This window comes from Streptosporangium sp. NPDC049078 (assembly GCF_040648855.1).
In the GTDB taxonomy this organism is placed as follows: domain Bacteria; phylum Actinomycetota; class Actinomycetes; order Streptosporangiales; family Streptosporangiaceae; genus Streptosporangium.
Genome location: NZ_JBEZEL010000003.1, coordinates 280,324 through 295,903, shown reverse-complemented (window position 1 = coordinate 295,903; position 15,580 = coordinate 280,324). Strand labels below are relative to the sequence as shown.

11 protein-coding genes are annotated in these 15,580 nt (G+C 69.9%); 4 read left to right on the top strand and 7 right to left on the bottom strand.

Going from position 1 to position 15,580, the window contains the following annotated elements; all coding sequences use genetic code 11:
- The first annotated feature begins 357 nt into the window (after window positions 1-357).
- A complete protein-coding gene (locus AB0B90_RS06380) occupies window positions 358-1,116 on the top strand; it encodes an SDR family oxidoreductase (RefSeq protein ID WP_350949315.1) in 759 nt (252 codons plus the stop codon).
- A 142-nt stretch (window positions 1,117-1,258) separates the two neighbouring features.
- Here the strand turns inward: AB0B90_RS06380 and AB0B90_RS06375 are convergent, their stop codons facing one another.
- Together AB0B90_RS06375 and AB0B90_RS06370 are read right to left on the bottom strand one after the other, a co-directional pair.
- Window positions 1,259-2,743, bottom strand: a complete 1,485-nt coding sequence (locus AB0B90_RS06375; RefSeq protein WP_362921115.1) for a DUF1996 domain-containing protein — start codon at window positions 2,741-2,743, stop codon at window positions 1,259-1,261.
- A 251-nt stretch (window positions 2,744-2,994) separates the two neighbouring features.
- Entirely contained in the window at window positions 2,995-3,861 is an 867-nt protein-coding gene (locus tag AB0B90_RS06370) for a hypothetical protein (RefSeq protein ID WP_350949317.1), read from the bottom strand.
- Between the two features lie 595 nt (window positions 3,862-4,456).
- Between AB0B90_RS06370 and AB0B90_RS06365 the strand changes: the two genes are divergently transcribed.
- Window positions 4,457-5,890 (top strand): aldehyde dehydrogenase, encoded by a 1,434-nt coding sequence (locus tag AB0B90_RS06365; RefSeq protein WP_362921113.1) that lies wholly within the window; start codon window positions 4,457-4,459, stop codon window positions 5,888-5,890.
- 240 nt (window positions 5,891-6,130) lie between these two features.
- On the opposite strand, the gene AB0B90_RS06360 is transcribed toward AB0B90_RS06365, so the two are convergent.
- The 3 genes from AB0B90_RS06360 to AB0B90_RS06350 form a co-directional block, all read right to left on the bottom strand.
- Window positions 6,131-7,318, bottom strand: a complete 1,188-nt coding sequence (locus tag AB0B90_RS06360) for an acetate kinase (RefSeq protein ID WP_350949319.1) — start codon at window positions 7,316-7,318, stop codon at window positions 6,131-6,133.
- On the bottom strand, window positions 7,315-9,360 hold the full coding sequence (gene pta, locus AB0B90_RS06355) for a phosphate acetyltransferase (RefSeq protein WP_350949320.1): 2,046 nt from the start codon (window positions 9,358-9,360) through the stop codon (window positions 7,315-7,317). The genes AB0B90_RS06360 and pta overlap by 4 nt, the downstream gene beginning before the upstream one ends.
- A 186-nt stretch (window positions 9,361-9,546) precedes the next feature.
- Window positions 9,547-10,323, bottom strand: a complete 777-nt coding sequence (locus AB0B90_RS06350; RefSeq protein ID WP_350949321.1) for an alpha/beta fold hydrolase — start codon at window positions 10,321-10,323, stop codon at window positions 9,547-9,549.
- Between the two features lie 224 nt (window positions 10,324-10,547).
- On the opposite strand from AB0B90_RS06350, the gene typA reads away from it, so the two are divergent.
- Together typA and AB0B90_RS06340 are read left to right on the top strand one after the other, a co-directional pair.
- Window positions 10,548-12,401, top strand: a complete 1,854-nt coding sequence (gene typA / locus AB0B90_RS06345; protein ID WP_350949322.1) for a translational GTPase TypA — start codon at window positions 10,548-10,550, stop codon at window positions 12,399-12,401.
- A 263-nt stretch (window positions 12,402-12,664) separates the two neighbouring features.
- Window positions 12,665-13,288 carry a superoxide dismutase family protein gene (locus tag AB0B90_RS06340; protein WP_362921109.1) on the top strand — a complete coding sequence of 208 codons (624 nt, stop codon included), beginning with the start codon at window positions 12,665-12,667 and terminating at the stop codon, window positions 13,286-13,288.
- A 403-nt stretch (window positions 13,289-13,691) separates the two neighbouring features.
- Here the strand turns inward: AB0B90_RS06340 and AB0B90_RS06335 are convergent, their stop codons facing one another.
- Both AB0B90_RS06335 and AB0B90_RS06330 read right to left on the bottom strand, forming a co-directional pair.
- Window positions 13,692-14,840: a HAMP domain-containing sensor histidine kinase gene (locus tag AB0B90_RS06335; protein WP_350949324.1), complete on the bottom strand. Its 1,149-nt coding sequence runs from the start codon at window positions 14,838-14,840 to the stop codon at window positions 13,692-13,694.
- A gap of 2 nt (window positions 14,841-14,842) precedes the next feature.
- Window positions 14,843-15,499: a response regulator transcription factor gene (locus AB0B90_RS06330; protein WP_350949325.1), complete on the bottom strand. Its 657-nt coding sequence runs from the start codon at window positions 15,497-15,499 to the stop codon at window positions 14,843-14,845.
- Between the last annotated feature and the right edge of the window lie 81 nt (window positions 15,500-15,580).

Below are 15,580 nucleotides of genomic sequence, written 5' to 3'. Positions count from 1 at the left end.
CTGGCCCTCCGTGACCTTGTGCGAGCCGGATGCCGAAGAGCGCGCCGAGGCGGGTCGAAACCCGCTCTGGTTCAGCGCCTCGACCGCGAAGCCCGATTTCACCCACACGCACCTCACGTTGTCTGCTCCTCAGACAACACGATCAAGCGTACGAGTGAGAAGGAAAATCCTCTCGCGTCGTTGCCCAATCCTCTCGGCGTCTCGGAGGGTGCCGTTGAACGCGAAGTACCGGAAGTGGCGCGACTGAAGATTAAGTAGGAATGTGCAAGGCGCCGCGAGCTTTCTTCTACCTCCGCGCACGTGGAGCTGTTGTTATTACAGCTATCGAATCCACGAAACGAAACGGGTGGTTCAATCATGCGCGTCGCCATCATCACCGGGGCCAGCTCGGGCATCGGGCAGAGCGCCGCCGTCCAGCTCGCGCGGCGCGGGACAGGCGTCATCCTGACCTATCAGGGCAACGAAGCCGGAGCTTTGGACACGGTCGCGACGATCGAGAAGGACGGCGGTACGGCCGTCGCACTCCCCCTCGATGTCGGCCGCTCCGAGACGTTCCCGGCCTTCCGCGACTCGGTGGTCGCGGCACTGCGCGACACCTGGCAGCGAGACGGCTTCGACTTCCTGGTCAACAACGCCGGGGCCGGCCACATGGCCCTGTTCGAGGACACCACCGAGGAGATCTTCGACCGGCTCACGCGCGTACTCCTCAAGGGACCGTACTTCCTGACCCAGACGCTGCTGCCGCTGATGGTCGACGGCGGCGCGATCGTCAACACCACGAGCAGCTCGTCCCAACCCTTGTGCCTGGAGCCCGGCTACTCGGCGTACGGGAGCCTGAAGGGCGGTCTTGTGGTCCTCACCCGCTACATGGCCAAGGAGTTCAGCAAGCGGGGCATCCGCGTCAACTCCGTCTCTCCCGGCGTCACCCGCACCCGCATCGGCGACAACGCGTTCGAACGTTTCCCCGAGCTGATCCCCGGCATCGCCGCCCGTACCGCCCTCGGCCGGATCGGCGAGCCGGACGACGTCGGCATGGCCATCGCGATGCTGCTCGGCGAGGAAAGCCGCTGGATCACCGCGCAGGACATCGAGGTCTCCGGTGGGCACAACCTCTGACGACCGGTCCGCGTCGAGCTGTGGCCCGCGGCCACCGCACGATCACGGAACGCGGGATCACCGCCAGGCGGCCGTGCCGGTGGCCCCGCGGGACGTGGGGCCACCGGCACGGCATGTCATGCGAGGTGGTGGCGGGGATCGGTCAGCGACCCCAACCCGGCGTGGTGCCGCACTTGGCCTTCGCGTTGAGGCAGACCTTCACGAGCGCGCCGAGCGTCTCCGGCGTCCACGCGTTCATGAAGTCCCCGTGGATCGAGGACGGCAGGCCCGACGACAGCGCCAGGCCGTCACCGCCGAGGGAGTCGTAGCCGAGCATGAACGAGAGGTTGGGGACCGCGACCGGGTAGTCGCCGGAGCACGTGCCGTTCTTGGCCGGCCCCATGTGCGACTTGTGGTCGGGCGAGTCGATGTGCTTGCCGTCCCAGCAATCCTGGAACGTCAGCTGGTAGATCAGGTTGCCGCCCGGGGCGCAGACGGGCCAGTTGCCGTCGGCGCTACGGCCGGTCTCCGCGCTGCCGGCGCACCAGAACTGGCCGGAGGCACCCTTCGGCGTCGCCACCTGCCGCTTCGCGTCGCCCTGCACCACGCGCAGGCCAGGCGGGAACGGCACGACCTCCGACGGGTCCTTGAGCCGGGAGCCGTAGTACACGCGGAAGTTCTTCATCGGGACCGGCTTGCCGTTCTTCAGCAGGGTCGGTGCCCAGTAGGCGCTGTTGTCCCCAGGAGCGTCACAGGTCGTGGCGCTCTTGAGCAGGTCCTCCGTCGTGGTGTTCGCCGACACCTTCGGGCCGAAGAAGGTGTGCAGGTGGGAGGCGCCGACCAGGCCGGGCAGCACGATCGGGTCGTCCTTGGCCTCGTTGGCCACCGTGCAGTTGGTGTGGAACTCGGGGACCCTCACGATTCCCGCGGGGACCGCCTGGGGCGCGACCTTGTTGTAGACGTCCAGGGCCTTCTTCCACGCGGCCTGGTTCACCGGCACCCAGCCGACGGCGGGCGCGGTGGTGGTCGGGGTGGCGCTGGACGTCGGCTTGGGCGTCACGGTGGTGGTCGGCTTCGGGGTCGAGGTGGGAGTCGGGGTCGGGTTCGTGGTGCCCGAGCCGGTGCCGAAGACCTGGAACTCCCACAGCGAGACGCCGTACCGGCCGGACCGCTTGGTCGCGTACAGCCGCACGAACCTGCCGGTGGCCGACAGGTTGATGGTCTGGACGCCGCCCTTGCCCGCCGTGGTGCTGTGCACCGTCTTCCAGGGGCCGTCACCGGCGGCGGCGGTCTGGATCTGGAACGCCGTCGCGTAGGCGTTCTCCCAGTTGATGACGATCTTCTTGATGGCGGTGGACCTGCCGAGGTCGACCGCGAGCCACTGTGGGTCGCTGAACTTGCTGCCCCAGCGGGTGCCGGCCTTGCCGTCGACGGCGGCCGCGGCCGACAGGTCACCGCGCTCCGCCGAGGAGGCGGTGGCGGTACGGCCCTGCGAGAGGGGCACCTCGGCCGCGGCGGCCGGAGAGGTGACGCTCACCATGGAGGCGCCCAGGAGGCCGACGAGAACACCGGCCAGCGACAGGCGGCGGACCTGGCGTACGACGGACCCGCGTCCGGCTCGGATGCCGCGCGAGGCGGTTGTGCTCATAGTGAATGAAGTCCTTGTCCTGTTGGGGAATCTCGGAGGGGACGTCTGGCGGCGCTCGCATGTGCCGCCACACAGGAGACCTCCAGGCCACGAGCGGATAACGAAAACTTCGGGAAGGCTCGAAACTTTTGTTGCCCGTCCCGCGCCAGGCCCGTCTACGGAGTACGCCTGGTCCGCGGCCTGGGGTCCGATCCCGCAGGGCAAGGTCGATCGATCTCAACGAGATCACCGCAGGTCGGAAGCCTGGCAGCTCAGAACATCGAGATATGCACGTGGTCGATGTGGTTGGCGGTGTTGCCGCCTCGGTTGGACATCATCTTCCATCCGGCGCCCGTACGGACGTCGTAGTACCTCTGCTGCCAGATGATGTACATGACCCCGAGGCGGTTGCCGTTGTCGATGGCCCACTGGGCGAGGCGGTTGCCGCGCGCCAGGGCGTCGGCCGCGGGGACGCTGCCGCCGGAGCTCATCATGAAGTCGCAGGCCCGGCCGCTGCCGTGTTCGCCGGGGTCGCCGGGGCGCAGGCAGCCGTAGCCGTAGGGCATGGGGAAGTTCTGCAGCACGAGGTTGCGCATGGTGACCGTACGGGGGGTGAGGCCGCCGTTGCCCGAGGGGGTCTGGAAGCCGTACTTGGCCAGGAGTCTCTCGATCCTGACCCGCTGCCGCTTGAGGTCGGCGATGTCCTTCTTGAGCTTGACGATCTTCGCGTCGGCGGACTTCTCCGCGGTCTTGGCCTTCTTGACGAGGTCCCTGACCTTGTTGAGCTGGCTGGCTCGGCGGCTGGCCAGGTGGGACATGGTGGCGGCCTGGCTGAGGGCCTGGTTGGCGTCGCCCTGGAAGCTCAGCAGGCTGCCGTCGTCGAGGGCGCCGCCCATGTAGGCGGTCTGGGCGAAGCGCACGACGTCGGTCTCGGCCCTGGCCAGGGCGCGCCTGAGGCTTTTGGCGGTGGTGGTGGCCTTGCCGGCCTGGACCCGGGTCTCCTCCAGGCTCTGCACCTGACCGCGGTAGCTCTTGTTGATCGCGGCGGCCTCTTGGGTGAGCCTCTTGAGTTCGGCCTCGGGGTCGGGCCTGGCGGTCTGGAGGGGCGCGGCTCCGGCGACGGCGGGCGACAGGAGCATCACGGTGAGTGTTACAGCCAATGCGGCTGCGCGAGCCGTCCTCACGCTTCGTTCACCTCCGAAGCCCCCTCATAGACGGAGCGAAACTATAGAAGGCGATCTTGACGCTCGCCACCGGAACGAAGGAACTCGCGCACCATTGGTGAACTATATGCCCCTTTAGGGTGATTTAAATAAGCACTGCATGACATGCCACTCCTGTCACTCCGGCCAATCCTCGCACAGAACACACCACGCCGTCCGCGCCGGGAAGAGCATCACGAAGACCACCGTCAAGACCCCGCGAATGCCATCGCCGGGACCGTCACGAAGAGCGCCCCACGAGCGTCACGAAGAGCGCGACGAAGAGTCCGACCAAGAGCGTGACGAGGAGTCCGACGAGGACACGGCGAGGACCCGACCGAGACGCCACGAGGACACGGCGAGAGCGCGGGAAGGGCTCCGAAGACGTCCGGCGACTCTTGTCATCAGCGGTAGAACATGATTCGGTCTCAAACAGCGTCTCAAGCACCGGCAGGGCGCGTCGCGTCCTCCCCAGCCGATGAGACCATCCGAGAATCGCGACTCTGGCCCGCCCACCAGGAGGCAACACATCATGCGCCAGCACGACACGCTCTTCATCGGAGGCGACTGGGTGGCCCCCGCGGGAACCGGCGTCATCGACGTCGTCTCCCCTCACACCGAGGAGGTCGTCGGCAGGGTCCCCGACGGCACCCCGGCCGACATGGACCGGGCGGTGGCCGCCGCCCGCCAGGCGTTCGACCACGGCCCGTGGCCGCGGATGACGATGGCCGAGCGCGCGGCCGTCGTCGGCAGGCTCGCCGAGATCTACGCGGCCCGCCAGGGCGAGATCGCCGAGCTCATCACCCTGGAGATGGGTTCCCCGATCACCTTCTCCCAGCTGGCGCAGGCCCCGCAGCCGCTCGGCATGCTCCAGTACTACGCCGAGCTGGGCAAGACCTTCCCCGTCGAGGAGGAGCGCCCGGGAACGTTCGGCAGCGTGACCGTCCGCCGCGAGCCGGTGGGCGTGGTCGCCGCGGTGGTCCCGTGGAACGTCCCGCAGTTCGTCATCATGATCAAGCTGGCCCCGGCCCTCGTCGCGGGATGCACGGTCGTGGTCAAGCCCGCACCGGAGACCCCGCTCGACTCCTACCTGCTGGCCGAGATGATCAAGGAGGCGGGCATCCCCGACGGCGTGGTCAACATCGTCGCCGCCGGGCGCGAGACGAGCGAGTACCTGATCTCCCACCCCGGTGTGGACAAGGTCGCCTTCACCGGCTCCACCGCCGCCGGGCGGCGCATCGCGGCGATCTGCGGCGAGCAGCTCAAGCGGTGCACCCTGGAGCTGGGCGGCAAGTCCGCGGCGATCATCCTCGACGACTGCGACCTGCCCTCCGCGATGGGCTTCCTCTCGATCGCCTCGCTGATGAACAACGGCCAGGCGTGCGTCGCCCAGACCCGCATCCTCGCCTCGCGCAACCGCTACGACGAGGTCGTGGACGCGGTCGCGGCGATGGTACGGGGCATGCCGGTCGGCGACCCCGCCGACCCGGCCACCGGCATCGGCCCGATGGTCGCCAAGCGGCAGCAGGAGCGGGTCGAGAACTACATCAGGATCGGCATCGACGAGGGCGCCAAGCCGGTCGTCGGCGGCCTGGAGCGCCCCTACGACCGCGGCTGGTACGTGGCGCCGACCGTCTTCGCGGGGGCCACCAACGAGATGCGCATCGCCCGCGAGGAGATCTTCGGGCCGGTCCTGGCCGTGATCCCGTACGAGGACGAGAAGGACGCGGTCCGCATCGCCAACGACAGCGACTACGGCCTGGCGGGGACGGTGTGGACCGCCGACACCGAGCGCGGCATGGACATCGCCCGCCAGGTGCGCACCGGCACCTACGGCGTGAACCTCTTCATGATCGAGAACAGCTCGCCCTTCGGCGGCTTCAAGGGCAGCGGCCTCGGCCGCGAGCTGGGTCCGGAGGGGCTGTCCGCCTATCTGGAGTACAAGTCGATCGCCCGTCTGGGCTGAGGGGACCGCTCCCCGGGCGTGCCCGTACGGCGCGCACCGTTCCGCAGCCACCCCCAGGTGTGCCCGTACGGCTCGCGACGAGCCGTACGGGCACACCGCCGGACGGCCGCCCAACGCACCCCCGCGACGCTGGGCGACCGTCCGGCCACGAGAAGTATGGCCCACGACGATCACCGAACGATGATTCGGTTTCGCGCACTTCTCCCGGCGGATTCCATCCGCTGCCGTGATAGACGTCTTTCAGCCGCGAAAGGTTCGGGAAACGACGGAAAGAGTTTGGCGGGCGATCTCGAACTCCTCGTCCGTGGGGATCACCGCGACCTTCACGGCCCCGCCGTCGGCGGAGACGAGCGTGTCGCCGCGGGCGTTGCGCACCGGGTCGACGACGATGCCGAGCGCCCCGAGACCCGCGAGCGCCCGCTCCCTGACCAGGGCGGAGTTCTCCCCGACACCGCCGGTGAAGGCGATGACGTCGACCGTGCCGAGGACGGCGTAGTAGGCGCCGACGTACTTGCGGAGCCGGTGGCAGTAGACCGAGAGGGCCAGTTCGGCGTCGGGGTCGCCCGCGGCCACCCGCTCCGTCACCGCGCGCATGTCGTTGTCCCCGCACAGACCGAGCATGCCGCTGCGCCGGTTGAGCAGCGCGTCGATCTCGTCGAGGGACATGCCCCCCGTACGCGCCAGGTAGAGGACCACCGCCGGGTCCAGGTCGCCGCTGCGGGTCCCCATCACGAGCCCTTCGAGCGGGGTCATGCCCATGGACGTGTCCACGCACCGCCCCGCGGACACCGCCGAGGCGCTGGCCCCGTTGCCGAGGTGCAGGACGATCACGTTGGCCTCGGGCCCGTCGGCGAGGAGTGCGGCCTGGCGCGAGACGTACGCGTGTGAGGTGCCGTGGAAGCCGTAACGCCGCACGCCCAGCCGCGCGGCCACCTCGCGGTCGATCGCGTACGTCGAGGCGGCCGGGGGGATCGTGGCGTGGAAGGCGGTGTCGAAGACGGCGACCTGCGGCAGGTCGGGGCGGAGCCGCCGGGCGACCTCGATGCCCGCCAGGTTCGCGGGGTTGTGCAGCGGCGCGAGTGGGATGAGCCGCTCGATCCCTCTCACCACCTCGTCGGTGACGAGGGTGGGCCGGGTGAAGTCCGTCCCCCCGTGCACCACCCGGTGCCCGATCGCGGTGAGTTCCGGTGAGTCGAGTCCCAGTCCTTCGGCGGCGAGCCGCTCGGCGACGGCCTTCAGCGCCGCCCGGTGGTCGGGTACCGGGGAGCCGGGCTCGCCGATGCGCTCCACCGTTCCCGAGGCGAGCCGCTCGGCGCCGGACAGGAGCCGGTACTTCAGCGAGGAGGACCCCGAGTTGAGGACGAGCACGTGGTCGGCACCCCCGTCCAGGCCGGAGACCTCGGTCGTCCGCGCGGCTCGTTCGCTCATTCGGTGACCTCCTGCGCCTGTACGGCGGTGATGGCGACGGTGCTCACGATGTCGGTGACCAGGGCTCCGCGCGACAGGTCGTTGACCGGCCTGCGCAGTCCCTGCAGGACGGGTCCGACCGCGACGGCTCCGGCCGAGCGTTGCACGGCCTTGTAGGTGTTGTTGCCGGTGTTCAGGTCCGGGAAGATCAGCACGGTCGCCCGGCCGGCGACCCGCGACCCGGGCAGCTTGGCGGCGGCGACCCTGGCGTCCACCGCCGCGTCGTACTGGATCGGCCCCTCGACCAGCAGGTCGGGTGCCCGTTCCGCGACCAGGGCGGTGGCGGCGCGGACCTTGTCGACGTCGGCGCCGCTGCCCGACTCGCCGGTGGAGTAGGAGAGCATCGCGATCCTCGGCTCGACGCCGAACCGCCTCGCCGTACGGGCCGAGGAGATCGCGATGTCGGCGAGCATCTCGGCGCCGGGGTCGGGGTTGATCGCGCAGTCGCCGTAGACGAGCACCCGGTCGGCCAGGCACATGAAGAAGACCGAGGAGACGATCGAGGTGTCGGGCACCGTCTTGATGATCTGGAAGGCGGGCAGGATCGTGGCGGCCGTGGTGTGCGCGGCCCCGGAGACCATGCCGTGCACCAGGCCCCGGTGCAGCATCATCGTGCCGAAGAAGTTGACGTCGGCGACCACGTCCATCGCCGGCTCGAAGGTCATCCCCTTGTGGGCCCTCAGCGCCGCGTACTCCTCGGCGAACGACTCCCGTAGCGGCGAGGTGAGCGGGTCGACGACGGTCACGCCGGACAGGTCTAGGCCGAGGTCGCCGATCCGCCGCCGCACCACGTCCTCCCTGCCCAGGAGGGTGAGGTCGACGATGCCGCGCCGCAGGAGGATGTCGGCCGCCCGCAGGATGCGGTCCTCCTCGCCCTCGGGCAGCACGATGTGGCGCCGGTCGGCCCGCGCCCGTTCCAGCAGGGTGTGCTCGAACATCATCGGGGTGACCCGTTCCGAGCGGGTCAGCTCGATCCTGTCGGCGAGACCGGTCGCGTCCACGTGCGCCTCGAAGTGGCCGAGGGCCGTCTCGATCTTGCGGGGGTTGTCCGCGGTGAGCCGCCCCTCCAACTCGGCGAGGGTGGTCGCCACGGTGAAGCTGTCCTTCTTCGCCGCGAGCACCGGCACGCCGGGCGCGAGGCGGGCCGTGAGCTCCATCACGGCCTCGCTGGGCCGCTCCCCCACGGTGAGGACGACCCCGGCCGGTCTCGCCGTACCGGCGGCCTCGACGGCGAGCGAGACCAGCAGCAGGTCCGCGCGGTCGCCCGGCGTGATCACGAGCGCGCCGTCGACGAGGTGCTCAAGGAAGACCGGGAGCGTGGCCCCGCCGAAGACGAAGCCGAGCACGTCGCGGAGCAGGCCGTCCTCGGCGCCCTGGATGAGCTCGGCGTCCACGGCCCGCATGACCTGTCCGACGGTCGGCGCCGACAGTGAGGGGTGCTCCGGTACGGCGTAGTGGGGCACCGGCAGGTCGCACTCGATGACCGTGCCCTCGGGCACCCGGTTGGCGATCACCGCGAGCACGGTGCAGCCCAGGTCGGAGAAGACCTGGTAGCCGGTGCGCATCTCCGTCGCGATCTCCTCGGCGTCGTCGCCGTGCGCGCCCACCACCACGATCACCGGGGCGCCGAACTCGGCGGCGAGGCGGGCGTTGAAGGCGAGCTCGCGCGGCAGGTCGTCGGTGTCGAAGAAGCTGCCGAGCACCAGCATGGCGTCGCACTCGCGCTCCAGGGTGTGGAAGCGGGCGACCAGGCGGCCGATGAGCTCCTCGGCGCCCCGCTCCGCGTAGATCTCCGCGGCCTCCTCGGCGCTCACCCCGGTCGCCGAGGCCGCGGGGCGGTATCTGGCCCGGAGCAGCTCCATCACCCGGTCCTCACCGCCACCGGTGATCGGCCGGAACACTCCCGTGCGGTCGGCCCGCCCGCTCAGCAGCTCCATCATGCCGAGCTCGACGATCTGCCTGCCGTCTCCCCGCCCAAGACCCGCAACGTAGATGCTTCGCATGCGTCCTGTTCCGTCCCCTCGCCGCCGCCTCGTCGCTGCCCGTGCCGCCGCCTCGGGCCGGTGTCCGTACCGCTGCCTGGGCCACTACCCGCGGCCGTCGCCGCTGCCCGCCGCCGTCACGTCACCTTCGTCACGTCACCTTTGCCGCGTCGCCTCGTCACGTCGCCTTCGCCATACGGTCAATCTTCACGAGGATAGACATTCCGGAGGGCCGGAACGGGTCGCGACCCACCTCCCGACGCGACGGACCAGATCCGGTGTGGCCGCCGTCTCCGCGTGGCCGAAGCCGGGCTCGATCCACAGCTCCTTCGGCTCGTTCGCGGCCTCGTAGATCTGGTGCGCGTGGTCGAGGGGGAAGAACCGGTCCGCGTCGCCGTGCACGACCAGGAGCGGCACCGGTGAGATCTTCGCCGCCGCCTCGTACGGCGCCAGCGGGAGCGGGTCCCACACGCCCTTCATGATCCGGGTGCGCTTGCCGAGCCGCGCGGCGAGCCGCCCGGCCGGTCTCTCGATCGCCCAGTGCACCTGGCGCATCGGCCTGGTCCCCCGGTAGTACCACCGGGCGGGCGCGCTCACCGACACCACCGCCTCCACGCCGCCCAGCACCCCCGCGTGCCGTACGGCGACCGCCCCGCCCATGGAGAACCCGACGGTCACCACCCTGCGGTAGCCGATCGCCCGCGCGTGCCGTACCGCCGCCTCCATGTCGAAGATCTCCCTGTCTCCCACGGTCGACATACCTGCGGAACGACCGTGTCCCCTGAAGTCGAACGCCACCACTCCGCCGAACCCGCTGAGCACGTGGGCGATACGGCGCGTGGCGCGTTCCCTGAACGATCCGGTGAAGCCGTGGGCGAGGACGATCCCGAGATCGTCCGCGCCGCGTGAGGGGGTGTGGGCGGCGTCTATCCGCAGGTTGTCCCGGGTTCTGAGCATCGCGGGAAACGAGGGTGCGAGAGGCATGGATCCGAGCTTAGGCAGTGCCTGTCGCGAACCCGCCGCGGCAAGGCCGAAACCGCGATCCGCGCTACCTCCCGCCGCCCTCCGCCGGGGGCCGGAGGGTGTCCTGCGGGCGAATTGACGCACTTCATCTGCCGGACGCGTGAGAGCGATTGTCCGGATCAACTAAAATGGGAGGGCCGCACAGTCCGCGGTCAGCCTCCACGATCACAGAGTGAGACTCCATCATGCCTTTGAACAGCCGCGACGACCTGCGGAACATCGCGATCATCGCGCACGTCGACCACGGCAAGACCACTCTCGTGGATGCCATGCTCTGGCAGTCGGGCGCCTTCCGCGTCAACCAGGACGTGGACGACCGCGTCATGGACTCCAACGACCTTGAGCGCGAGAAGGGGATCACCATTCTCGCGAAGAACACCGCCGTCAAGCACGGCGGCATGACGCTCAACATCATCGACACCCCCGGCCACGCCGACTTCGGCGGTGAGGTCGAGCGGGGCCTGTCCATGGTCGACGGTGTCGTGCTGCTGGTCGACGCCTCCGAGGGGCCGCTGCCGCAGACCCGGTTCGTGCTGCGCAAGGCGTTCGCCGCCAAGATGCCGGTCATCCTGTGCATCAACAAGGTCGACCGCCCCGACGCCCGGATCAAGGAGGTCGTGGACGAGGTCTACGAGCTCTTCATCGACCTGGACGCCACCGAGGAGCAGATCGACTTCCCGATCGTCTACGCCTCGGCCAAGGCCGGGCGCGCCTCGCTCAACCGTCCCGAGGACGCGGCGATGCCGGACTCCGAGGACCTGGAGCCGCTGTTCGAGGTCATCAAGAACACGATCCCGGCCCCGGTGTACGACCCGACGGCCCCGCTGCAGGCGCACGTCACCAACCTCGACGCCTCCTCCTACCTGGGCAGGATCGCGCTCTGCCGCATCCACCAGGGCACCATCAAGAAGGGCCAGCAGGTCGCCTGGTGCCGCACCGACGGCAGCATCCAGCGGGTGAAGATCACCGAGCTGCTGATGACCGACGCGCTGGAGCGCAAGCCCGCCGAGGAGGCGGGGCCCGGCGACATCATCGCGATCGCCGGCATCCCGGACATCATGATCGGCGAGACCCTCGCCGACCCCGACGACCCGCGCCCGCTCCCCCTCATCACGGTCGACGAGCCCGCGATCTCCATGACCATCGGCACCAACACCTCTCCGCTGGTCGGCAGGGTGAAGGGCTCCAAGGTCACCGCCCGCATGGTCAAGGACCGGCTCGACAAGGAGCTCGTCGGCAACGTGTCGCTGCGCGTCCTGCCGACCGACCGCCCCGACGCGTGGGAGGTGCAGGGCCGTGGTGAGCTCGCGCTCGCCATCCTGGTCGAGCAGATGCGCCGCGAGGGCTACGAGCTCACCGTCGGCAAGCCGCAGGTCGTCACCAAGCTCGTCGACGGCAAGGTCCACGAGCCGGTCGAGCGGGTGACCATCGACTGCCCTGAGGAATACCTCGGGGCGATCACGCAGCTGCTCGCCGTCCGCAAGGGCCGCATGGAGCACATGACCAACCACGGCACCGGCTGGATCCGCATGGAGTTCGTGGTCCCGGCCCGCGGCCTGATCGGTTTCCGCACCGAGTTCCTCACCGAGACCCGCGGCACCGGCATCGTGAACCACGTCTTCGAGGACTACGAGCCGTGGTTCGGCGAGCTGCGCACCCGCAACAACGGCTCGCTCGTCGCCGACCGGCCGGGCCCGGTGACCCCGTTCGCCATGCTGAACCTGCAGGAGCGCGGTGTCCTGTTCGTCCAGCCGACCACCGAGGTCTACGAGGGCATGATCATCGGTGAGAACTCACGCTCCGACGACATGGACGTGAACATCACCAAGGAGAAGAAGCTCACCAACATGCGCTCCTCGACGAGCGACACGACGGAGACGCTGATCCCGCCGCGTCAGCTCTCGCTGGAGCAGGCGCTGGAGTTCATCCGCGAGGACGAGTGCGTGGAGATCACGCCGGAGAACGTGCGCATCCGCAAGGTCGTCCTCGACGCCTCGACCCGCGCCCGCACCACCGCCCGCGCCAAGCGCGCCAACTGATCCTCATCCCCCGTCCCGCCGGGCCCCCGGCGGGACAGGGCGGTCTCTCGTCTCGTACGACCTCCCCGTCACGCTCGTCCGGCGCGGCCTCGGGCGGTACGCCTCCGTACGGTCCGGTCGCGCGTCGGACTGCCTCGCACGGCACGGCTTTGCCCGTTGAGACGGCGTGGTGCCCCCGGTTCCGGCCCCCACCTGGGGTAGGAAGCCTGTACCGGGCTCCCCGCCGTCTCGGGGAGCCCGGGACTCGTACGGGGGGATATCTCATGCTTCACAGAACCTGTTTCGCCCTGGCCGTCGCGCTCGGGGCAACGGTGCCGGCTCCGGCCGCCCAGGCGGTATCGCAGATCTCACAGCTTTCTTCGCCGGGACCCCAGTCGTCGGCCAAGGCCGTCATCAAGAACACCGCGGGGAAGAACGTCGGTTCCCTGAGCATCGCCGAGCAGCCGGACGGCAAGTCCAGGCTGACGATCACCGTCGGCGGTCTGCCGACCGGATACCACGGCTTCCACGTGCACACGAAGGGCGTCTGCGACCCGAAGGCGATCGACCCGGTCACCGGCAGCCCCTTCGCCAGCGCGGGCCCGCACTTCACCATCCCGCCGGTCAAGCACAGCGACCACTCGGGCGACCTGCCCAACCTCCTCGTCGCCACCGACGGCACCGGTGCGGCGACCGTCGTGACCGACCGGTTCAGGGTGGGGCAGCTCTTCGACGGCGACGGCAGTGCCGTCGTCATCCACGCCCTGCCGGACAACCACTCCAACATTCCCGACCGCTACAGCCACCCGGCCGACCCGACCCCCGGCACCGGCCCGGACGCGGAGACCCTCAAGGCGGGAGACTCCGGCGGGCGCATCGCCTGCGGTGTGATCACCGGGAACCAGTGACTCCCAACCGCCTTCCAAGAGCGGCCGGGCAGGATTCCCCGTAGAAAGGGGGGATCACCATGCAGGTCCTGACCGGCCGGATGCACCTGGCCCTGCTGCTCGCGTGGGTGGCCTTCGCCGCGCTCGTGACACTGCTCACCTGACGTCTTCGTCCGGTACGGCTCCGGTGGGGAGAAGGAGCCATACCGGACCCACCCGAATCGGGCCGCCAAAGGCCCCGGGGATGACTCCCCACGCCAGGGAACCGATCGCCCCGGCCGAGCACCGGTCAGCTGATCCGGCCGAGAACCCCCCATGCCGGGGAACCGATCGCCCCAGCCGAGCGCCGGTCGGCCGATCCGGCCGAGGACTCCCCGTGCCGGGGAACCGGTCGCGGAATCGCGCCCGATACGACGCCCCGGCGTCAGGGACTCTCGCGCGGCAGCTCGACGGCGACCGTCAGACCGCCCTCCTCCCGGGAGCTCGCGGTCACGGTGCCGCCGTGGGCCTCGGCGACGACCCGCACGATCGACAACCCCAGACCGCTGCCGCGCTCGGAGCGCAGCCGGTCGCCGTGCAGCCGCCGGAACGGCTCGAAGATCGTCTCGATCTCGTAGTGCGGCACCGGCAACCCGGTGTTGGCCACCACCAGCTCCACCCGGTCGGCGCGAGAGCGGGTGGAGACCCACACCTCGCCGTCGGCGTGGTTGTGCCGGATCGCGTTCTCCACGAGGTTCTGCACGAGCCTCTCGACCAGCACCGGCTCACCGGCGGTCGGCGCGGGGTCCAGCAGCCGGTGGATGGCCACCTCGCGTTCTCCCGCCTCCTTGCCCGCCAGGTCGAGCACGTGCTCGACCACGTCGGTCAGGTCGAAGGGCCGGCGGTCGAGGACCGCCTGCTCGCCCTCGGTCAGGGCGAGCAGACCGTCGATCAGCCGCTCGTGGCGGGCGTTGACCAGCAGCAGGGACTCGCCGAGCCGCTTGACGTCCTCCGTCGCGTCGGGCCTCCTGACCGCCACGTCCACGAGGGTGCGGTTGATGGTGAGCGGGGTGCGCAGCTCGTGGGAGGCGTTGGCGACGAAGCGCCGCTGACCGTCGAAGGAGCGGGCGAGGCGGCCGACGATGGTGTCGACGATGTCGGCGAGCTCCTTGACCTCGCCGTCGCGCCCGGCGTAGGTGATGCGGCCGCTGAGGTCATGGCTCTGGGCGATGTGCCGCGCGCTCGCGGTGACCTCCCTGACGGGGCGGAGCGCCCAGGCCGCGGCCCGCCAGCCGATCACCGTCGCGAGCCCGGCGCTCACGAACACCGCGAGGCCGCCCAGGGTGAGGACCTTGCTGATCGTGTCGGCCTGGTAGACGCGCCTCACCTGCGCGACGCGCTGCTCCGCCACCCGATACTCGGAATGCTCCGGGCTGTAGAACCGGCCCGCGACCTGGATGTACGCGGGATGTCGCAGCCCGTCACGGGGTTCCAGGCTCTGCCGTACGAGCAAGGCGAGTCCCGCGACCAGCATGACCCCGACGTAGAGGGTCACCGTGCCGCAGATGACGGCGAGCCGGAAACGAACGCTCATCCTCATGGAATGCGGTATCCCACTCCCGTGACGGTCTCGATGACCGGCGGGTCGCCGATCTTCCGGCGCAACTTCATCATCGTCGTCCTCACCGTGTTGGTGAACGGGTCGGTGTGCTCGTCCCACACCTTCTCCAGGAGCGTCTCGCTGGAGACCACCGCCCCTGCGGCGCGCAGCAGCTCGGCCAGCACGCCGAACTCCTTGCGGGCGAGCGGCACGTAACGGCCGTCGCGGAACACCTGCCGGTGCGCCCGGTCCAGGCTGATGCCGGCCCGCACCAGCACCGGCGGGTCGGCGGGGCGCACCCGGCGGCCCAGTGCGTGGACGCGGGCCGTCAGCTCCTCGAAGGCGAACGGCTTGGGCAGGTAGTCGTCGGCGCCCAGGGCGAGTCCCTCCACCCTGCAGCGCACGTCGCCCGCCGCGGTGAGCATGATGATCCGCACCTGGCCGCCCTCGGCGACCACGGTCCTGCACACGTCGTCGCCGTGCAGGACCGGCAGGTCCCGGTCCAGGACGAGCACGTCGTAGGCGTGCAGCCGCAGCCGTTCCAGCGCCGCCTCCCCGTCGTAGGCGACGTCGACGGCGAGCGCCTCCCCGCGCAGCCCCTCCGCGATCGAGTCGGCGAGCATTCTCTCGTCCTCGACGACCAAAACCCGCACAGTGTGCCTCCCCCTGGGCCGAATCGCGCCAGCGTGCCACAGGTCGCATAACGCGGGCATAACCGGATTCGGTGACGTCAA